This is a genomic window from Aequorivita xiaoshiensis, assembly GCF_022008395.1.
Taxonomy (GTDB): Bacteria; Bacteroidota; Bacteroidia; order Flavobacteriales; family Flavobacteriaceae; genus Aequorivita; species Aequorivita xiaoshiensis.
The window spans coordinates 55,407-74,728 of record NZ_JAIRBB010000002.1 but is presented as its reverse complement, the minus strand read 5'-3'; the positions used below and the strand labels follow the sequence as shown (position 1 = coordinate 74,728).

At 33.4% G+C, this 19,322-nt stretch carries 19 protein-coding genes and 1 pseudogene; 8 read left to right on the top strand and 12 right to left on the bottom strand.

The annotated features are described in order from the left end of the window. Positions 1-28: 28 nt before the first annotated feature. Positions 29-3,481 carry a M36 family metallopeptidase gene (locus K8344_RS03610; RefSeq protein ID WP_237606924.1) on the bottom strand — a complete coding sequence of 1,151 codons (3,453 nt, stop codon included), beginning with the start codon at positions 3,479-3,481 and terminating at the stop codon, positions 29-31. Positions 3,482-3,674: 193 nt separating this feature from the next. Here K8344_RS03610 and K8344_RS03605 point away from each other — a divergent pair, with 193 nt between their 5' ends. Then, positions 3,675-4,256, top strand: coding sequence for an anti-sigma factor (locus tag K8344_RS03605; RefSeq protein WP_237606923.1), 582 nt, complete (start codon positions 3,675-3,677; stop codon positions 4,254-4,256). Positions 4,257-4,330: 74 nt separating this feature from the next. Here the strand turns inward: K8344_RS03605 and K8344_RS03600 are convergent, their stop codons facing one another. Continuing rightward, positions 4,331-4,960: a DUF4331 family protein gene (locus K8344_RS03600; protein WP_237606922.1), complete on the bottom strand. Its 630-nt coding sequence runs from the start codon at positions 4,958-4,960 to the stop codon at positions 4,331-4,333. A 27-nt stretch (positions 4,961-4,987) separates the two neighbouring features. After that, entirely contained in the window at positions 4,988-5,686 is a 699-nt protein-coding gene (locus K8344_RS03595) for a DUF4331 family protein (RefSeq protein WP_237606921.1), read from the bottom strand. A gap of 148 nt (positions 5,687-5,834) precedes the next feature. On the opposite strand from K8344_RS03595, the gene K8344_RS03590 reads away from it, so the two are divergent. Next, on the top strand, positions 5,835-7,040 hold the full coding sequence (locus tag K8344_RS03590; RefSeq protein WP_237606920.1) for an LETM1-related biofilm-associated protein: 1,206 nt from the start codon (positions 5,835-5,837) through the stop codon (positions 7,038-7,040). Between the two features lie 10 nt (positions 7,041-7,050). Here the strand turns inward: K8344_RS03590 and K8344_RS03585 are convergent, their stop codons facing one another. The 6 genes from K8344_RS03585 to K8344_RS03560 form a co-directional block, all read right to left on the bottom strand. Continuing rightward, positions 7,051-7,806 (bottom strand): LytR/AlgR family response regulator transcription factor, encoded by a 756-nt coding sequence (locus tag K8344_RS03585; protein WP_237606919.1) that lies wholly within the window; start codon positions 7,804-7,806, stop codon positions 7,051-7,053. Positions 7,807-7,936: 130 nt separating this feature from the next. Continuing rightward, positions 7,937-8,239 carry a 2TM domain-containing protein gene (locus K8344_RS03580; protein WP_237606918.1) on the bottom strand — a complete coding sequence of 101 codons (303 nt, stop codon included), beginning with the start codon at positions 8,237-8,239 and terminating at the stop codon, positions 7,937-7,939. 11 nt (positions 8,240-8,250) lie between these two features. Beyond that, complete coding sequence (locus K8344_RS03575) at positions 8,251-8,559, bottom strand: 2TM domain-containing protein (protein WP_237606917.1); 309 nt, start codon at positions 8,557-8,559, stop codon at positions 8,251-8,253. A gap of 97 nt (positions 8,560-8,656) precedes the next feature. Continuing rightward, entirely contained in the window at positions 8,657-9,985 is a 1,329-nt protein-coding gene (locus K8344_RS03570) for a 2TM domain-containing protein (protein WP_237606916.1), read from the bottom strand. Positions 9,986-10,054: 69 nt separating this feature from the next. Next, complete coding sequence (locus K8344_RS03565) at positions 10,055-10,714, bottom strand: hypothetical protein (protein ID WP_237606915.1); 660 nt, start codon at positions 10,712-10,714, stop codon at positions 10,055-10,057. Between the two features lie 123 nt (positions 10,715-10,837). Next, positions 10,838-12,991: a TonB-dependent receptor gene (locus tag K8344_RS03560; RefSeq protein WP_237606914.1), complete on the bottom strand. Its 2,154-nt coding sequence runs from the start codon at positions 12,989-12,991 to the stop codon at positions 10,838-10,840. Positions 12,992-13,421: 430 nt separating this feature from the next. Between K8344_RS03560 and K8344_RS14105 the strand changes: the two are divergent. The 3 genes and pseudogenes from K8344_RS14105 to K8344_RS03550 all read left to right on the top strand — a co-directional run. Continuing rightward, positions 13,422-13,619, top strand: a pseudogene (locus tag K8344_RS14105) (DUF1801 domain-containing protein); the annotation flags it as partial. A gap of 36 nt (positions 13,620-13,655) precedes the next feature. Next, positions 13,656-13,889 (top strand): YdeI/OmpD-associated family protein, encoded by a 234-nt coding sequence (locus K8344_RS14100; RefSeq protein ID WP_262913389.1) that lies wholly within the window; start codon positions 13,656-13,658, stop codon positions 13,887-13,889. A 25-nt stretch (positions 13,890-13,914) separates the two neighbouring features. Beyond that, positions 13,915-14,244, top strand: coding sequence for a hypothetical protein (locus K8344_RS03550; RefSeq protein WP_237606912.1), 330 nt, complete (start codon positions 13,915-13,917; stop codon positions 14,242-14,244). A 15-nt stretch (positions 14,245-14,259) separates the two neighbouring features. Here the strand turns inward: K8344_RS03550 and K8344_RS03545 are convergent, their stop codons facing one another. Further along, positions 14,260-15,531, bottom strand: a complete 1,272-nt coding sequence (locus K8344_RS03545; protein WP_237606911.1) for an NAD(P)/FAD-dependent oxidoreductase — start codon at positions 15,529-15,531, stop codon at positions 14,260-14,262. Positions 15,532-15,642: 111 nt separating this feature from the next. Between K8344_RS03545 and K8344_RS03540 the strand changes: the two genes are divergently transcribed. Both K8344_RS03540 and K8344_RS03535 read left to right on the top strand, forming a co-directional pair. Further along, the gene (locus K8344_RS03540; RefSeq protein ID WP_237606910.1) at positions 15,643-16,137 is read left to right on the top strand and encodes an RNA polymerase sigma factor; all 495 of its coding nucleotides are present in this window, start codon (positions 15,643-15,645) and stop codon (positions 16,135-16,137) included. Between the two features lie 6 nt (positions 16,138-16,143). After that, positions 16,144-16,788 (top strand): hypothetical protein, encoded by a 645-nt coding sequence (locus K8344_RS03535; RefSeq protein ID WP_237606909.1) that lies wholly within the window; start codon positions 16,144-16,146, stop codon positions 16,786-16,788. 22 nt (positions 16,789-16,810) lie between these two features. Here the strand turns inward: K8344_RS03535 and K8344_RS03530 are convergent, their stop codons facing one another. Together K8344_RS03530 and K8344_RS03525 are read right to left on the bottom strand one after the other, a co-directional pair. Continuing rightward, positions 16,811-17,614 carry a lysophospholipid acyltransferase family protein gene (locus K8344_RS03530; protein WP_237606908.1) on the bottom strand — a complete coding sequence of 268 codons (804 nt, stop codon included), beginning with the start codon at positions 17,612-17,614 and terminating at the stop codon, positions 16,811-16,813. A gap of 132 nt (positions 17,615-17,746) precedes the next feature. Then, entirely contained in the window at positions 17,747-18,388 is a 642-nt protein-coding gene (locus K8344_RS03525) for an NUDIX hydrolase (protein ID WP_237606907.1), read from the bottom strand. An 83-nt stretch (positions 18,389-18,471) separates the two neighbouring features. Between K8344_RS03525 and K8344_RS03520 the strand changes: the two genes are divergently transcribed. Beyond that, the gene (locus tag K8344_RS03520) at positions 18,472-19,215 is read left to right on the top strand and encodes a peptidylprolyl isomerase (protein ID WP_237606906.1); all 744 of its coding nucleotides are present in this window, start codon (positions 18,472-18,474) and stop codon (positions 19,213-19,215) included. Positions 19,216-19,322 lie beyond the last annotated feature (107 nt).

Sequence of the window (19,322 nt, the reverse complement as noted above, 5' to 3'; positions counted from 1 at the left end):
GGTTCTTAAGTATTCAATTTATAAATTTTTATTGCTTCACTATTCGTTTAACAATACTTGTATTAAGGGTGTTAATTTTCATAAAGTACATTCCTGCAGCTAGATTCTCCATTGAGATAGAAGTTTCTGTACCAGACTTACTTAAATCGATGCTTTTAACAACACTTCCTTTAACATCAGTTATCACAGCATTAACAAGCTGTTCAGATGTTTTATTGGCTAAGGTAATGTAACCAGAAGTAGGGTTTGGATAAAGGGCAATACTATTAAAAAACTCATTTTCATCTACACCTAAAGTATCTTCTACTGTAACTGTGAAAGTACAAGTGCTTTCATTTCCTGAAGCATCGGTAGCAGTTAACGTAATAGTTGTAATCCCAGCATCCACCATAGTTCCTACAGCAGGGTTTTGTGTAATAGTAGGAGTTAAATTACAGTTATCTGTTACTACTGCGTCGACTGTATAATCAGGTAATGTAAACTGAGTACCTGGATGTACCTCAACTTCCACATCGGCAGGGCAAGTAATAACTGGCGCTACAGTTTCTGCAGTAATTTCAGTTAAAGTTCTTAATGCTTGGCATCCTGTTGGGCCAATATTAATATCAGAGTTAGGAACTCCAAAATCTGAAGGCTCGCATATTCCAGACCAATCAGCAGCTGAATCTGTATCTCCGTGTCTTCTAAATGAATCAGAACCACAGTCATTGATAAAGCCAGCACCTGCACCACTCCAATCTAAATCGGAAGCAGTAATGTTAAAACCAGCAATGGTTACATTGAGGTTTGAAATTTGAGAAGCATTAAAGCCCCAAAAAACAGAATCTACAACGTTACCGTCGGGATCAATAATTATAATCCATCCAGTACCAGAATTACCCCACCAAATATTATTACCCCAATAATCAGATCCACTTTCATCACTAAAAACTCTTACAGAATTTTCATCCATGTGAAATAGTGGTCTTACAATTGAATTAACTGCATTTATGTTTGTATATGGTTGATCACTAATTGCAACTTTATATCCTACATAATTTGTAGCTACTCCAATATTTTGAATTTCAAATCTATCTGGAGTCTCAACGCTTATTTCAGAAATAACCAATTTAGATAATAATCCCGGTTCACTTTCTTGAGCATATACATTACTATCGTCTGTTGGTGTGAATGTATAAGTTGTTCCTTCGTGTAAAAAGTTTCCTCCTATTGGAGCGTCGAACCATCTAATAATGTTTGAAGGATCATTAGGAGTTGCAGTTACAGTAACCTCTTCACCGATACAAACGTCTGTTGCTCCTACAGTAGTTGGTCCATCAGGAACTGAAAGAACTTCAATAGTATCGGTGTCAGAAGATGCAACTGTACAATTACTAGCTTGAACAGTATAAGTAACTGTATGAACTCCAACACCGGCAGCAATAGGATCGAAAGTGAATGTTGAACCATCGCCATTATCTGTTACACCTGGTCCGCTATAAACTCCACCTCTTGGAGCGCCACCAGTTAAATCTGTTATCACACTTGAAGAAACACATACTTCTTCTAAAACACTTAATGAAGCACTGGAAGGAGGTGTATCAAAAGCTTGAGTTCCATCACTTCTACTTCCTGAAGATCCTTGGTCTGCACTGTAGCCTAAACCTCTTTTTGCAAAAGCTTCCCATAACAAGCACTCGTTTGCACCGCCGTATATAGCTTGGTCTGCTGCAATAATAGCATCACGACCGTCAACAAACCCTGGGCTACAAGGTTGTAACTTCAATCCTTCCGTTACAATAGCCATAGCCATAATATTTCCAGCATCTTGGTTTACGTCACCAGTAAAATTATATGGATTCGGATCGTAACCATGCTCATCGATTAAAGCCCAAGTTACTTCCCATAACATTTGTGCCCATACAGAACCAACTCCGTGTGGTACAGCAGCTGTTTTAATAAAATCATAAGTTTGAGGATTTACACTCATATCAGTACTATAAGGATAATCTCTAATACCTCCCCCGTTTGGTCCTTGACCAAATAAGTATGTTCCTACAGCTCTAGAATCTGTACTTACATCACCTGGAGAAATTGTTAATAAAGCTCCAAAAAAGTCACTCCAACCTTCTCCCATTTGTTCTGAATTCTGCAAACATCCCGCAGCAGATGGACCACCAGTTAATCTATTTGAAATACCGTGTCCGTATTCGTGTATTACAACTAACGAATCGTAATCGCCATCTTTATCACCACAAATGTACATCTGCATTGTTGGGTTACCTCCATCTGGTGGAGTTCCGAAGTTTGCGTTACAAGTACCTGAACCGTCCTGTGCCTCAGCGTTTACTGAATCGCCACCAATACCGCCATTACCGTAGTTATTTTCTTGAAAGTTACCGCTTTCTTCATCAAAACCGTACATATACATTACGTCGTGAATGATGTTGTTTAAATAAAACAAATTAGTAATTGCAGCATCTTCATATTGGTTAGAACTTGAATATGTTTGACTAAACGGATAACCGGTAAAATCTAAATTTGGTCCACCATTTGGTTGATATCCTGGGTTATTCCCATCTTCGTAAGCATTTGCATTGTTACCGCGTGTAACTGTATACTCTGCTCCAGGAACTCCATCAGTATCGTGCCATCCATAAGGAGAAGCCACAGGGTGTGCCGGTTGAACTTCAATGGTTCTATTTCCGAAATATGGGCTCTCAATAGGTAAAGCGAATGCCTCATAACATTCGGTACAATTAGTACTATTAGATTTTGCTACTAATTCTGAATAATTAGGCACGTCAAATAAATTGGTGTTAAAATTCACTTCTTTCACGTCGTTACTATGGTCGTGATCAAAATTACAGCTTACCATCCAATCTGTTTTATCTAAAACTTTACCAGTTGTAGCATCAACTCTTAAACTCCACCAGTTTTGTTGGCTTTTCTCTTGAATTGAAATATCCCAAGATAATACTAATTGATTGTCATCGGTAATAGCATACACAAGTTTTGCCGGGATAGGACTTAAAGAAATACCTCCATCACTTAATAGTGTTTCTTTAGAAGCACCTTTAGCTTTCTCTAATACAGTTAAGGACTCATTAAGCGTAAAACCTAATTGCATTGCTGCTGCCTGAACTGCTTGTGAAGCTGTTAATCCTGGTTGTGTATTTCCAAATAATTTTTCGGAAGTACTTTTAATAAATTTACTGTCTTGTGAAATAATAGCGCCATTTGGTAAAGTATGTATTCCAGAGTCGGTACCGTAAATCTCGATATCGTTTAATAATTGTCTGAAATATACGTGCTGAATTCCACTTGTACGACTTTTAGATTCGTCTGTAACTTGCCATTGAAGATCTTCAGGTAATAACTCTCCTTTCTCTACAAATTGATTCAATTGGTCGGAAATAGTCTTTGAAAAATTCTGAGCAATCATACTGCCTGAAAACAAACAGACAGCCGCCAGAAATAAATTTCTTGTAACTTTTTTCATGTTTTTTGGGGGGTTGATTTTAATTAATATGTATAAATTGTACTATTTGTGCTTGTAAAGCTATTAAAAAATACTTCTGCTACAACCTTTACAATAGCATCCTTATTTATTTAACGTTATTAAGCAAGAGTTTTTATACTTAATTATGTTTCGACAATATGAGTACTTTTACAGAAATTAAATTATCATCTAAATGAACGAGAATACAGCTTCTGATATCAAAAAATCAAAACCACGCAATTTACCGGCTATTTTAGGATGGGCGGCAGCTATATTTTTTATGGGAGGAATTTTGTGGATGCTAAAACAAAATAACGATTTGAATAAAGCGCTACAAAATGCTACCGTTCAGAATACAGTTTTAAAAACCAAAAATTCTAAAACAGAGAATCAATTAAAAGAAAGTAATAAAATTCTTGAAATTTTAAGAGCTAAAGATGTGCAAACTTTTACATTAGCAGGTAATCAAGCTGTAGCACCTACTGCTTTTGTTAAGGTATATTTAAACCAAAAAGAAGGAAATACTTATATAGATATTAAAAATCTACCTGCACCTCCTAATGGGAAGGCTTATCAAGTTTGGACACTCAAAATGGAGCCCTTTACCGCAACAAGCATCGGCTTAATCAATCTTGAAAACAAGGTTGCTAATGGAATATATAAATTTTCAGATTTTTCTTTATCTGAGGCTATTGGTATAACTTTAGAAGAAGAAGGCGGTAGTGAAACACCTAATCTTTCACAATTGTACACATTAGGAACTATAGCTAAGTAATAGCTTTTCTATTATATAAAACCAAAAAAAAAGAGAACATTTTGAGTTCTCTTTTTTGTTTTATTGTAATTCCATTAAAATGGCGGAGCCAAATAAGGAAAACTATTAGAGAATTCGGCATCATTTGAAGATACGCCATCATCAGTTAATCCTGGATTTTCTGTACCATCGGCACCGCCATAAATTAATTGAAGTGTTGTATTCATCACATCTTCCCCTAAGGCTCTTCCTGTTAATAGATCAACTCCGTTTGAATAAGTTGTTTCTCCTGTTTCAGCCAACCACAATACATCGTTTGACAATAAAGTAGAAAATGCACCTGCATCTAATCCCCATACGTTTGTTGTATAATTTGGGTTTAGTAACAACAATTTACTTTCCATTATACTTTGAAATTCAACTTGCATTTTTGAAGGTACTGTTACATTGTAAGTATCTCTATAGCCTGATGTTCCAAACACAGTATTTATAGACGGTCTACCCATTTGGTCTTCCTGAATGTAAACACCAGTAAAATCTAAACCACTCTCATCACAGGGTTCACAATTACTTCCTCCGCAGTCTATTCCAGTTTCATCCCCATTCTTTATACCATCGGAACAAGTAGCATTAATTATAATATTATCGTCATCATTTTTACATTGGGTGAATAATAATAAGGAACCCAAAGCAGCAAAGAGCGTTATATGTTTTAAAGTTTTCATGTTTATTGTTTTGTTGATTAAAACGTTTTAAATCTTTCTTTTAGACTCTACCCAAACATTGTACATTGGAGTATCAGGTGAAAACTGATTTACCCCTACTGTACCACCTGGAAGCATTGATTTTGGTAGTTCAATTACTACACTTAAAACATTTTTTCCTGCGTAATAATCTGTTCCTTCGGTACTGAACTCTGTTGCATCACCAGCTACGATGCTGTTGTACTTGTTTAGATCAAAAAAGAAAGGATCTTCACGAGGTCCTGCAAATAGTTTAATCCCATCTATTTCAGCTACCTGAATATCATCTATAGTAGAAATTTTTACACTTCTTCTTGCGCTTGAGCTTAAAATAGTACTTCTTAATCCTTCCTCCCCCGTATACTCAGGAACTGCTGGACCAAAGAAATGCATAGAATCTCCACGTTTGATAGCTTGGATAACTAAATCTTCTTTAAGGTCGTTGTCTTTGTCTATATTAAATTCTATAAGCACTGATTCGTCAAAAACAGCTTGCTCGGTAGCCTGTCCTGCTGGCAGTAATCCTTGAATATTAGCAACAAAAACAAAATTATTATTGTTTTCACCTTGAAAGGCGTAAAAATCTGCTATATCTGCAGAAGATCCTTTTACCGATGGGGCATCCATATGATCTGCAGACATCAAAAAAGCAGATAATGCAACCATTCCAAGGCCACCTATGGCTGCAAAAAGTTTTGATTTTTTCATCTTTTTAGTAAGTTTTTATTAATTAATTTTACTTGTTCATTTTAATGAAGGTCTAAATGTACAATCTTGATTTTCAAAAATGCGATATTTTTTGGGAAACAAGAAAAAATCAAGGCTTGAACAGTCAAAAATAACTATAATAAATTCGATGAACCCTTCAGCACCCGATTGGATACTAAAATTCTTAAATCTATTTGAAAAGGAGGAGTTAGTTGATTCTTTTAAAAACAATCATCAATTTTACGAAGCTTTAAAGCAAACAGGATTTATTTATGGTGTTACTGTTTCTGTTATTCCAAAAAAATCTCTTGGACATTTAAAATATACAAAAGAAGAGCTTACTAAAATTAATCTCTTTCATACTTTACTTTTTCAATATTTTCAAAACAACGAAAAGGGGAGTTACGATGATGCCATAAAAAGTATTCTAACATTTTATAATCACTTAGAAAAAGGGAAAACAGGATTTTTTCAAATGTTTTCTGTAGCACAAAGTCCGTCAAATACTTTAGAACATATATTAACAGCGCGATTACAGTCGGTTAATACCATTTTAAAGAAGAATACAATTTCTTTACTCACCCACGCCCTACTCTACCTTGATATTCTTGCATTTAAACAATGGCAAAAAGATCCTAGTTCGGTGAAAACTTATTATCGTGAATTAGAATCCACTACCTTAACTGCTTGTTTTTACACCTTAATTTCCAAAAAAGAAAAAACAAAATACGATAAGTTATTAGTAGCATTTTTTGAATCATCATCAGATTATATAATAGATTATAGTGAAGGTGGTGCGGCTACTTTTTTAGAGAGTTTAAACTACTTAAACAGCGATAAAAACTCATTAGAAAAACAGTTTATCCTGGACTTGTGCTGCCTTACTGTTTGGGAAGATCTTACAATGGATATTTCTGAACATCAGTTTTTACAACAATTATTAGTCACCTTAAATTTCTCTCAAAAGGATTTAGCGGGAAGTCTTTTATCTCTTAAAAATTTTGCTGAAAAATACACGGAAAAAATTCTACTCTTTGAATATTCACACCCCGTAAAGCAATTTTACAAGCAATCCTCTGCAACGGTTAAGTTACTAATTCTTAGAAATAAAGATAGAATTGCTAAAGAACTTGAAGAAAGTGGTGAATTGGTTATTTTACTTGGACATTCGACAATTCGTGATCTAACAACAGAAGAAAAAAATAAAGTGAAAGAGCAATTATTAGACATTTGCAAGTCTATTCCTTCGCTCACTATTTTTCTCTTACCAGGGGGAAGCTTGCTACTACCGCTATTAGTTAAATTTATTCCGAAATTATTACCGTCTTCTTTTCAGGACAATAGAATTAAATGACTTTTATTTTTTACTCCAACCAAAGTTTAAAGTCTTTCACTCGCTCACGAGCCACAACAACTTCTTGTTGTTTATAGCTATTTAACTTCAATTGAAGTCTAGAGTTTGTGTAAGATATTATATCCTCGATTGAGTTTATATTTATGATATATTTACGGCTAATTCTGAAAAAAAGTTCTGGAGAAAGTTCTTGCTCAAGCTGTTCTAAAGTTGTTTCTAAAAGATAATTTCGCCCATCTACAGTGTGTGCATATGTACCTTTATTTTCAGAATAAAAACACTCTATCTCATCTACCAAAATCATTTTGATATGCTGCCCTATTTTAGTTGTAAATCGTTTTTTATACTCGCGCTCAACTGGATTGACAAGAAGCTTTTTAATGTCCTCAAAATTAATTTGTAGATTATTATTTGAAGGCTTTAAAAACATGTATTTTTTAACGGCAGCTTGTAACTCTTCTTCATCTATTGGTTTTAATAAATAATCTATACTATTAAGCTTAAAAGCTTGTAAAGCATATTCATCAAAAGCTGTAGTGAAAATTATAGCACTATTAACCTCTACAATATCAAATATTTCAAAAGAAAGTCCATCACTTAATTGAATGTCTAAAAAAATTAAATCTGGATGCTCGTTTGTTTTAAACCACGTTACTGCTTCTTCAACACTGTGTAGCATTTGACTTACATTTACATCTTGTTTCGCTAACATACGTTGAAGATAACGAGCTGATGGTTTTTCATCTTCAATAATTATTACATTCATGTGGTTCCGTGAATTTAGTGTGGGTAAATGTAGCGTTTTCATCTAGGTGTTTTCACACTAAAACTACTTAGCTACCATTATTTAATAGTATTATTTAAATTTTAATTCATGTTATTTGAAAATCAATTTGCTATTGCTCTTCTAAAAACTGTTTGATTTTCTTTTCTTCCCATCGTTTCAAAAACACATTATTGAATTTGAATTCAAAAAAAACATAAATAGCATGCGAAAATAATCCTATACCCCAGAAAGAAGCAATCGCGTAATTACTCCAGTGTTTAAAGTCTAATGGCTTGCTATTAAAAACATTAGCCGAAATAAGAACAACTATAAGGTTAACAATCACATATATCAACAAATGTCCATAAAATGCTTTTAGAGTTTCCACCTTTTTCTTAGCTCGTAAATATGATAATCTTTTCTTGTCTTCCATTTTTAATTTGATTAAAAATCGCTTTTATTTTCTCGCCTTTCCTCTTCTTCCATATACTGCTTAATCTTACGATTTTCCCAATCTTTACCCATAAATGGTGCCCATTTAAATACTTTCATAGCTTGGAAAAAAATTCCGATTCCCCATCCAAAAGCAGCCCATAAAAACCAAGGATTTTTAAATTCGTTTACATAGTAATTTAATCCCGCTAAAGCACAAATGAAAATAACATACATCGCAACATTAGTGTAAAACTTTTTCATTTCTTCTACACGTCGTTTTGCCTTGATATATTTACGATCTTCTTTATTTATTTCCATAACTGTAATTTTAAACCTTATCTTAAAAGTATCGAATAATGTGCTCGCTATAAAGAGAAAGGCACTGAATCGTCATTATTAGGCGACGAATTGTAATTTATTCATCTTTACGCATTAGTTCACGGATTTTTCTTTCTTCCCAAGACTTGCTAAAGAACGGATTGTAATTAAATGTTTCTGATGCGTGACCTATTACTCCAAATCCCCATCCAAAAATTGGAAATAACGCCCAAGGAAATCCTGCATGTGAAATTATATTTAAGTAAATAAGTACTGGAATAAAAAACACGAAAATAGCTAAATGCACATAAAACCATTTTAGCTTCTCCACTCTCTTTTGAGCTTGTTTAAATTTCTTTTCTGAAATATATATTTTTGGTGAATTCATAACTTCAAAGTTTTCTGTTAATATTGGTATTGCAACACTAAACTCCTCTAGATTTTTACTAAAAGTAACGGGTTGCTTAGTAAGAAGCGCATACCTTTCTCGAATGTTTCGCAGCCCCAAACCTGTATTTTGTTTTAAAACTTGTTTAGGCTGAATGTTATTGGTTATCATTAAAACCCCATCTTTTTCGGTTATAGTAATATAAAGTTTTTTCGATGGCATAACTTGATTGTGTTTTACAGCATTTTCCAACAGTAATTGCAGCGATAATGGCACCACCTTCGCTTGCGAATTTTTTAAATGTTGTGGTGTATTAAAAATGATGCTATCCTCAAATCTCACTGCTAAAAGAGACATGTAGAGTTCGGCAAACTTTAGTTCTTCTTCTAGGGTAACCAGATCTTTATTCTTTTGTTCTAGAACATAGCGATATACTTTTGAAAGCGAAGTTGTAAAACGAGTAGCTGCTTCTGGATTTTCTTCTATTAAACTAGTAAGTACGTTCAGGCTATTAAAGAGAAAATGAGGGTCTAATTGATTTTTTAGAGCATCAAACTTTGCTGATGCTGTTCCAGCAATTAGTTTTTGTTCTGTTACAATGGTTTGTTGTTTATTTCGATAGTAATAAAAAGAATAAAATATCGCAGTAATTACTACAGAAATAATGAATGAGAGATAATAGTAATCAATCTTTTCAGAAGAAATAAATACTGAAAAATCTTTTCCTTCTATTCCTACTTGTGTTATTATACGAATAACAAAAAGCGCTACTAATGTAACCAAAACACCTCCTAAAAGCCCTTTTAAAAGGTTTTTAGTTTTAAAGACTTGATTGGGAAATGTCTTGAGTAAAAATCCAAAATAGTATGCATTAGCCAAATATAGAATTACAGAATATAATTGGTTGTACGAAAAAGCAATTAGCAGCTGACGACCATTTTTAAAGAAATGTCCATTTATATGTTGAATTATCACAAGAATAATAAACACAATAGTCCCTACAAAAAATGCTTTCCCTATGTCTTTAAAAATGCGCATTGAATGATTATTTTAAAAATTATACACAAGAATATCAGTTAATTAATAATCTTGAAATTAGGAAAAGTTTTACTTACAGCTTTCTGCAACAATTTGTTTTGCTCTTTTTTCACCATAGGTTGGGTAGAACTCTCCTTCGGGTTTAAAATTAGCAAAAAGTTCTATCGCTCGCTGAAGGTCTTTGCAGTAAGTATCTATTGTTTGATTAAAATATTTCGCACTTCCTATATCCCACTCAGCTTTAGCCAAGATTATTCTTGGATTTTCTGGAGCGATAGCTAAAGCCTGATTGTAAAGCGCAGCCGCTTTTGGAGAATAAGTCATTCCGTATTGCTGCCCGTCAAAAACTATCCAGGCGGTATACAACTGTGCTTGCAGCACTAATAATTCAGGATTACCTTTTGATATAGCTGTAGCATCATTTATAAAATTCTGTGCTTTGTCTAGTTGCGCTTTCAACTTCGCTGCGTCTTTTTCTGTGAAACTGTTTATAATATTTATTTGAGCTACATAATAAGGCGGCAGCCATTTGTCTGTTTCTGCTGTTGCAATTCTTTCAAACAAGTTGGCTGCTTCCCAAGATTTATCTTCCTGCCAAAGCTTAAATGCTTTTTGCATTCCTTGTTGGTATTTGGTTGGTTTCGAAACTTCTGTTGAAGTTGTTTGAGCCTCTACCTGCATAAAAAAAGCAGTTAAGACTATACTTAAGTAAGTGAGTACGTTTTGCATAATTGATATTTTAGTTTTGGTTTAAAGTTTTATTATTATTCAAATTTCCTTTAATACTTCTATTATTTAAAAATGAAACAGCTGAAATGTTGATTACATTGACTGAATTGTAATATTAAACTCCTACAGATTATCTAGTTGATTATTTTTCCCGTCTTCACTAATAGTCCAAAAGAAACCAACAAAAAAGAATTGATCTGCTGCTGGAAGTAATTTCCTTCTAGCAAAATTCCCATTGGCATCAGGAGTATTTGCGTACTGATATCCATTCACATTTTTAAAAGCGAAAGCATTGTTTATGGAGAAATAAAGTATCTTTTGTTGCGATAATAAATACGCCCAGTTTAAACTTACACTGTTATAATCTCTTGTTTTTTTCTGAAGAAAGCCAGGCGAATTTAAATCGGTGTAAGTTCTACCACTGCCGTATTGATAGCTAAATCCTATCTGACTTTTCCAATCGTCAATCCAATATTTTGCAACAACCGAAAGATTATGTGTATTTGCAAAGTTTGGTGTGGCCTTAATTGGGTAGTCTTTATATTTTCTTTCGGTATCCAAATATGAATAGCTTACCCAATAATCTACATTCTTTATACTTTCGTTATCACGCCAGAAAACATCCAATCCTTGGGCATAGCCATTTCCTGTATTATTAAATAAACTATTTACATCGGGAATGGTTTCGTTGTATGTTACAAGCTTATTGTATTGCTTTCTGAACAACTCAGCACGAAATATTCTATTGTTTGCAGCATATTGATAATTCAGTATGTAGTGTTGGGTGTGTTGAGCTTCTACGTCTGTAGTAAACTTTAAAATTTCATTATCTGGTTGTTGAAAGAAATCTCCATAAGCTAATGAAAGCTGACTATTTTTACCTGTTTTAAAAGCAAATGATACTCTAGGTGAAACTGTAACTTCCTTAAACAATTCACTATACTCCCCACGAGCACCTAGTTTTAATGCAAGTTTTCGTGAGAAAATGATATCTGCTTCGGTGAAAAAGGCAGACAAATTATTTTTAAACCTAATATTTGCTGAAAAATCAGACGCATTATATTTTTCATCAAAATCGGTAAGAAACTGTTCCACACCAAAATTCAGTTTGAAATAATTACTAAAACGTTTGTTGAGTTTTAATTTTAAATGTGCCGAATTTTCAACATCCTTTATATGTGCTTTATCGATGTTTACCTTTGTATTTGCGTATGTATAACTCCCACCTCCAAAAATTGACCAGCCTTTATTAAGTTTTTCAGAGTAACTAGCATTAGTATAGAAGTTCTTATTATTCAACTTAAAATACAAGCCTTCTGCTAGATTAATATCTTCTTGTGTTAGTTCAAAATTTGAAGAGTCGAAAGCGCCATAAACCTTTAATAATCCGTCTCCAATTTTTTGTCTAAAAACAGCCTCTCCAGAAGCTGTTTCAAAGGGTTTTTCCCAAGTGTTTCTATCAGGAAGCACAGCAATGTAAGGAGCAAGATTTACATAAGATGTATTCAGACTCAATGATGAATTATCCCACTTTTCGGTGTGTCCTACCCCTCCACCAACACTCATAATAGCAATATTTGTCTTTTCCTGTACAGGTTCGTCTATGGTATTCAATAGTAAGACTGAGGATAACGCTTGTCCGTATTCTGCAGAATAACCTCCAGTAGAAAATGTTATGCCATCAAACAAAAAGGGACTGTATCTTCCGCGAGTTGGGATGTTATTGGTTGTAGGGCTATAGGGTGTAAAAACTCGAATACCATCAATAAAGATTTGCGTTTCACCTGCATCTCCACCACGTACAAAAAGGCGTCCATCCTCAGCAACGGTTGTAGTTCCTGGAAGCGTTTGTAGTGCTCCTACAAAATCACCAACCGCACTTGCTGTTGTAACTATATCCATCGGCTTTAAAACAGAAATTTTACTATTATCACCGGCTGAAAAGGAGCCTGCAGAAATTGTTACTGTTTCTAAAGAATTTACATCGTCACGCAGAACAACTTTAAGATTTTTTAGTTTCAAAACGTCATCTATCATTGTAAATGTTTCAAATGAAACATAGGATACGGTTAAGGTTTGTACTCCAGTTTCGGTAGTTTCAAATGTGAAATTTCCATTTTGATCTGATGTAGTACCATCATAAGTTCCGGTTAAATAAACATTTGCCCCAAATATTGGAACACCTTTTTTATCGGTTACTATTCCCGAAATTTTGCTCTGTGCAAAAAAGGAAAATGGAAAGAGAATTATTAGAAAAAAAACTACTGAAACTTTCATCTAATGGTGGATTTTGATTTACGGTTCAAAGATGAATTTTCCACACGGCATTTCTGAATAAAACAATCTGAACTGTAAAAAAACATAGCTCAATTGTAATTCAAATTTCTTCTTAGATTTTAAAAATTCACATTAAATTGATAATCAACACACAAGCTACGAATTATCCTTAAAAAGTTTATAATTAATACTTTATTCTATTTTGTAAAATTCAAATTTCTGATATGGTTGTTTTGCCTCTATCATCCATAGTCTGAACAAAAAAAGAATTATTGTATCTTCGGTTTAAATCAATCTTAAAATGACAGATTCAGAAAAAGTAGATATTTTCATCCATAAACAGACAAAGTGGAAAGATAAGCTTCAACTTCTACGCAGTGTTATTCAACAAACCGAATTGAAGGAAGAAGTGAAATGAGGCAAACCAACTTACACCCTTAATGGAAAATTAGTAGTTGCTATGGCTAATTTCAAAAATCATTTAGCACTTTGGTTTCATCAAGGTGTGTTTTTAAAGGATGAAACTAAAACCCTTATTAATGCCCAAGAAGGAGTAACTAAAACTTTAAGGCAATGGCGCTTTAAAGAAGATGATAAAATTGATTCTAAGCTTATTTTCCAATATATAGAAGAGGCAATTGAAAACGCTAAGGCTGGTAAAGAAATGAAGCCTGTTAAGAAAAAAGATGTTTCAATTCCTCTTTTACTTAAAAGCGCATTAGCAACTGATAAAATTTTAGAAAAAAGCTTTTACAAACTAACCCCCGGTAGGCAAAGAGAATATGCTGAATATATCAGTGAAGCAAAACGAGAAGCAACCCAACAAAAACGCCTGGATAAGTCTAGTGAATTAATTAAAAAAGGCGTTGGTTTACACGATAAATATAAAAATTGCTAAAAAATAATTCCTAATCTATTTAATTATGAAAACAGATACTTACACCAAGACTATTTTAACAATCATCGCAATTTGTTTAACTTTTAACCTAGTGAAAGATTTGAATTTAATTCCATCTGCTTATGCTAACAAAAGCAAAGAAATTGAACCTATAAATAATGTAATGGATGTACGTTTAGTAGACATTAATACATACGATAAGCTAAATGTCAATCTGAAGAGTATTGACACTTACGACGAAATGAAGGTAAATATAAAAAAGGTTGAATCCTCGAATGCATTGGATGTGAATATAAAAGAAGTTGGAGGGAGTTGGATACCAAGTGGAAACCCGATTCCTGTAAAAATTAAGTAATTCTTTAGAGTTATTTTATTTTTTGAAAGGTCTAATAATTAATCTAGCTGCTTTATCGTAATTGATATAACTGTAGGTCCAATTAAAAAAAGTTACCACCCTATTTCTAAAGCCAACTAAAAACCACAAGTGAACAAACATCCATAAAAACCAGGCTATTGCACCTCCAAAGTGTAATTTCCCTATATCTACAACGGCCTTGTTTCTTCCAACGGTAGCCATTGTCCCTTTGTCGTTATATTTAAAAGGTTTCATTTTTTTGCCGTTCAGCATTTTTTTAAAATTATCTCCCAAGTTCTTTCCTTGTTGGATTGCGGGTTGAGCTACCTGGGGATGACCTTTAGGGAAGTCTATAGTTTTCATTAATGCTATATCTCCTAAGGCGTAAATATTTTCAAAACCTTCAACCTTATTAAATTCGTCAACTTTATACCTATTTGCTTTTTCAATTAAAGCCTTTCCATCAATACCTTTTATTAAAGCTCCAGTTACCCCTGCAGCCCATATAAATGTTGCGGTTTCGAATGTTTTGCCATCTTTTGTAGTTACCGTTTTCCCATCATAACTGCTAATAAAAGTTTCCAGGTGAAGTTCAACGCCAAGTTTTTCTAAAAATTTTTGTGCTTTTTTTGAAACCTGTTTACTCATTGGTGGCAAAACTCTATCCTGCCCTTCAATAAGGTGAACATTCATTTCTTTTTCGTCTATGTCGGGGTAATCGAACTCCAAAATACCCTTTCTAAATTCGGCTAAAGCTCCTGCTAACTCAACACCCGTAGGACCAGCACCTGCAATCACAAAATTTAGAAGCCGTTTTCTTTCTTTTTCATCAGAAGTTATATCGGCTTTCTCAATATTTTGTAGCATCAAACTTCGGATATTTAAAGCTTGAGGAACTGTCTTCATCGGCATACTGTTTTCAGCTATACTATCATTTCCAAAATAATTTGTACGCGTACCAGTCGCAATTATCAAGTAATCATAAGTTAAGCTACCTATTGAGGTGTAAATAGTATTTTCTTCAGTATTAATATGTTCAACCTCAGCTAATCTAAAGTGAAAATCAAGATTTTTCCTAAAAATTTTCCGAAGTGGATATGCTATAGAGTCGGGTTCAAGACCAGCTGTAGATACTTGATACAACAATGGCTGAAAAGTGTGGTAGTTATGTCTGTCAAAAAGTACAATTTGTAAATTTTCATTCCTAAGCTTTTTTATAAAGGAAACCCCAGCAAATCCGCCTCCTATTACAATTATACGCTGCTTTTTGGTTTTAGGAATATTCATAGCTCTAATTTTTATTAAAGTTACAAATTGTTAAGATGCTTCATTTAATTTTTATGACTTTTGTAACAAAGCTAAACTAGCATATACTAACCTAGTACCAATAAAATAACTTTGAACAAAGAGCTGGAACATAGTTTTGTCACTCAAATTGAGGAAAATCAAAACATTGTACATAAAATTTGCAGGCTATACACCAACGACAGTGAAGCGCACAACGATCTGTTTCAGGAAATAACCATACAACTATGGCGTGCATATCCAAAGTTTAGAGGAGATAGTAAGTTTAGCACTTGGATGTACAGAGTTGCTCTTAATACAGCAATTACACTTTATAGAAAATCGAAAAGAACCATAAAAACACAAGATTTTGAAGGAGTTAGTTTTAAAATTTCTTCCGAACCTTATGACGATACTACCGAACAACAACTAAAGTTAATGTATCGTGCTGTTAAAGATTTAAATGATATAGACAAAGCCCTTGTCTTTCTTTACTTAGAAGACAAGAATTACAAAGAAATTTCCGAGACTCTAGGTATTAGTGAGGTAAATGCAAGAGTGAAAATGAATAGAATAAAAGGAAAATTAAAAAAAATTTTAAATCCGTAGATTATAATGGATGAATTAGAACTTTTAAAAAAACAATGGCAAAGCCGTGAGCAGGATTTGCCACATTTGAGTTTTAACGACATTTATAAAATGTTGTTGAAAAAGTCTTCTTCCATTGTGAAGTGGATATTCTATATCAGTATCGCTGAAATTATTTTTTGGACAATTTTAGCATTCTTAGTACCAGAATCGAACACTAAGTTTAATAATGATATTGGAATTCACAACACCCTTATTGTTGTAAACATCCTCAATTATTCAGTATTTGGAGTATTTATCTATCTATTTTATAAAAATTATCGAAAAATATCGATAACCGACTCGGTTAAGGAGTTGATGCAGAATATTCTACGCGCACGTAAAACTGTGAAATACTTTGTAATTTACAATGTAACTGCTACAACGGTATTACTTATCTGTATTAATTTTTATTACTACCTAAACCAAGATATAGTTTTTAAATATATGGTTGAAGATTTTGGTTTGAGTGATGTAACTCAGGAAAGGTTTATGAGCATGTTTTTTTTAAGCCAAATATTAATTGGAACCGTACTAATAGTACTTATACTATTATTTTACAGAATTATTTATGGTATCTTAATGAAAAGGTTATACAAGAATTATAAAGAGTTAGAAAAAATGGAATTATAAAAATTCCTACTTAAAACTTCTCTTAATAACGCCACTGTCTCTCTTTGTTAAGTTCTTCTTCACTCTGAATTTCTTCAGAAGGAATCACTTTAAGAAATGAAGGATGTTGCTCGATAGCGTACTCTAACTTTTCAACTATATCTTGAATGGTATCGTTTTCATAATCGAATTCTAAAGGTTTTTTAATATCCATACTTTGAAGGATACCACGTTTTTTAATTCGAAGTCCTTTTTTATCAAAAGACCTTCTAAAACCATCGATTACAATAGGGACTACTATTGGTTTGTTCTTTTTGATAATATGTGCTGTACCGCGGCGAATAGGCTTCCAAGGCTTTGTTGTTCCCTGTGGAAAAGTAATGACCCAACCATCATTTAGCGCCTTTGTGATGTTGCTAACATCACTCATTTTTACTTGTTTTTTTACTTCCTTTCCTTTTTCCCGCCAAGTTCTTTCAATACTAATCGATCCAGCATAAGCAAGAATCTTAGGCAGTAATCCAGCCTTCATCGTTTCTTTTGCGGCAACAAAATAAATATTGAGTTTAGGACGCCATAAATAACCTACGTTTTTAATGCTATCCTCTCTTCCGCTTAAACTAGCATTAAAGACGTGAAGCATCGCTGCAACATCAGCAAAATAAGTTTGGTGATTACTTACAAAGAGAACATTGGTATCTGGAAGGTCTTTTATAATTTCACTTCCATGAATTTTTAGCTCATTAAACCCTTTAAAACGTCTATGAGTTAAAACCCCAGCTATGCGTATAAGCCAGAGTTTAAAAAAAATTATATGCCCGAATGGATTCTTTTTAAAAAGACTCATTTATCAGTTCAGTTTCGTTAAATGCAAACAATAAATTATTGCAGATAATAGTTGATAGGCTGTTTTCTTTTATGCTGCAATACACTTATTAACAATCAAGTTGATTAAACGCAAATATACTAAAATATGCTTTTATAGAGCTTTTTTAAGCATTTCTCGCACCTCATTGAGCATCATTGCAGTAGCACCCCATACTATATAACCATTGAGATTAAAAGCTGGCACATTGATGCTTGTAGCGTAAGAAGTGGATAGTGTTTGAGTAATTATATTTTCATCATTCATAAAATCTTTTAAAGTTACTTCGATCAAAGCTTCAACCTCTTTTTCTTCAGCTACAAATTTTGGAGGCTCCTTTGTAATTCCTAAGAAGGGCTGCACAAAATAATTACTCGGAGGAATATAAATTTCTGTAAGTTCTTTTAATACTGATATAGTATTTCTCGAAACCCCGACCTCCTCTTCTGTTTCGCGAAGTGCAGCATCTTGCAAAGAATTGTCTACAGCTTCAATCTTTCCACCAGGGAAACCAACTTGTGCAGAATGCACCCCCTTATAAGTTTTCCGAAGTATTAATATTAAACGTGTTTCCAACGTTTCTGTAGGATAAAACAACGACATTACTCCGGCTTTTTTTGCAGTATTTTTAAGTCTAGCGAATTCTTTTAGCTCCCTTAATCGCTCCTCAGGCGCCATTTTAAACTGCACTGTTTCACCTGGAAGTTCCATTTTTCTTACTTTTACAATTCGTTTTTCAAACTCACGGAAATTCATTTATAAAAAACCTATTAATTATTAAACTACGAAGATGAAGAATTTGAACATTACATCTTCAATTTTATCAAATATTTAATTAAATGAAAAAGAAATTTATTGTCTATTCCGTCTATCTAGCTATTAGCTGTGTAATATTTATAAGTTGTGAGGATAAGAAAAAGACTACTGAAACGGTGGTTGAAACTAAAATCGAGAAAAAGGTTGAAGTTGAAGATGAAGATGAAGATGAAGATGAAACTAAAGTTGAAAAAGATAAAAAGACAGATTATCCAAAAATAACAAATGAAAACGTAGTTGAGTTTTTAACCGAATACGGAAAAATCAATCCCGAAACGAAGGTTTTAATTACAAGTAGATTTGGTGACATTGTAATTGAGTTGTATAAAGACACTCCCTTACATCGAGCAAATTTCATTTATTTGGTAAAACAAAAGTACTTTGACGAAACCTTTTTCCATCGTGTAGTTCCTAATTTTATAATTCAGGGTGGAAATAGTGATTTAGTTTCTACACCTCGTAAACGGGCTGCCTTAGGCAACAAGTATTTATTACCCGCAGAAATTATTCCAGGTAGAATTCACCAATATGGAACTGTTTCTGGAGCTAAAGAATACCGTGAAAATCCTGATCACAGAACAGCGCCTTATGAATTTTTTATATTCCACGGCCCTAGGTCTTCAACCTCACATTTAAATGGAAAGTACACCATTTTTGGAAACGTTATTCAAGGAATGGATGTAGTGGAAAAAATTTCAAATGTAAAAGCCGACGATGGCGATTGGCCATTAGAAAATATTTATATTTCTGCGAAGGTTATCGAATAATCCGCAAAAGGTTTATTTAATTACAACAAGTAGCAAGGTTGTGAATATAAGACCCCAACGGGGTCGAAAGCTAAACAAAACATATATTCTATAAACATTTAAGCCCT

Excerpts from the sequence above, each read along its gene's own strand:
- K8344_RS03570 (WP_237606916.1), bottom strand. The coding sequence starts at position 9,985 with ATGCGCATTTTTAAAGACATAGGGAAAGCATTTTTTGTAGGGACTATT.
- K8344_RS03545 (WP_237606911.1), bottom strand. The coding sequence starts at position 15,531 with ATGAATATTCCTAAAACCAAAAAGCAGCGTATAATTGTAATAGGAGGC.
- K8344_RS03600 (WP_237606922.1), bottom strand. The coding sequence starts at position 4,960 with ATGAAAACTTTAAAACATATAACGCTCTTTGCTGCTTTGGGTTCCTTA.
- K8344_RS03575 (WP_237606917.1), bottom strand. The coding sequence starts at position 8,559 with ATGGAAATAAATAAAGAAGATCGTAAATATATCAAGGCAAAACGACGT.
- K8344_RS03550 (WP_237606912.1), top strand. The coding sequence starts at position 13,915 with ATGAAAACAGATACTTACACCAAGACTATTTTAACAATCATCGCAATT.
- K8344_RS03520 (WP_237606906.1), top strand. The coding sequence starts at position 18,472 with ATGAAAAAGAAATTTATTGTCTATTCCGTCTATCTAGCTATTAGCTGT.
- K8344_RS03535 (WP_237606909.1), top strand. The coding sequence starts at position 16,144 with ATGGATGAATTAGAACTTTTAAAAAAACAATGGCAAAGCCGTGAGCAG.
- K8344_RS03605 (WP_237606923.1), top strand. The coding sequence starts at position 3,675 with ATGAACGAGAATACAGCTTCTGATATCAAAAAATCAAAACCACGCAAT.
- K8344_RS03580 (WP_237606918.1), bottom strand. The coding sequence starts at position 8,239 with ATGGAAGACAAGAAAAGATTATCATATTTACGAGCTAAGAAAAAGGTG.
- K8344_RS03590 (WP_237606920.1), top strand. The coding sequence starts at position 5,835 with ATGAACCCTTCAGCACCCGATTGGATACTAAAATTCTTAAATCTATTT.
- K8344_RS03530 (WP_237606908.1), bottom strand. The coding sequence starts at position 17,614 with ATGAGTCTTTTTAAAAAGAATCCATTCGGGCATATAATTTTTTTTAAA.
- K8344_RS03595 (WP_237606921.1), bottom strand. The coding sequence starts at position 5,686 with ATGAAAAAATCAAAACTTTTTGCAGCCATAGGTGGCCTTGGAATGGTT.
- K8344_RS03525 (WP_237606907.1), bottom strand. The coding sequence starts at position 18,388 with ATGAATTTCCGTGAGTTTGAAAAACGAATTGTAAAAGTAAGAAAAATG.
- K8344_RS03610 (WP_237606924.1), bottom strand. The coding sequence starts at position 3,481 with ATGAAAAAAGTTACAAGAAATTTATTTCTGGCGGCTGTCTGTTTGTTT.
- K8344_RS03585 (WP_237606919.1), bottom strand. The coding sequence starts at position 7,806 with ATGAATGTAATAATTATTGAAGATGAAAAACCATCAGCTCGTTATCTT.
- K8344_RS14100 (WP_262913389.1), top strand. The coding sequence starts at position 13,656 with ATGAAGCCTGTTAAGAAAAAAGATGTTTCAATTCCTCTTTTACTTAAA.
- K8344_RS03565 (WP_237606915.1), bottom strand. The coding sequence starts at position 10,714 with ATGCAAAACGTACTCACTTACTTAAGTATAGTCTTAACTGCTTTTTTT.
- K8344_RS03560 (WP_237606914.1), bottom strand. The coding sequence starts at position 12,991 with ATGAAAGTTTCAGTAGTTTTTTTTCTAATAATTCTCTTTCCATTTTCC.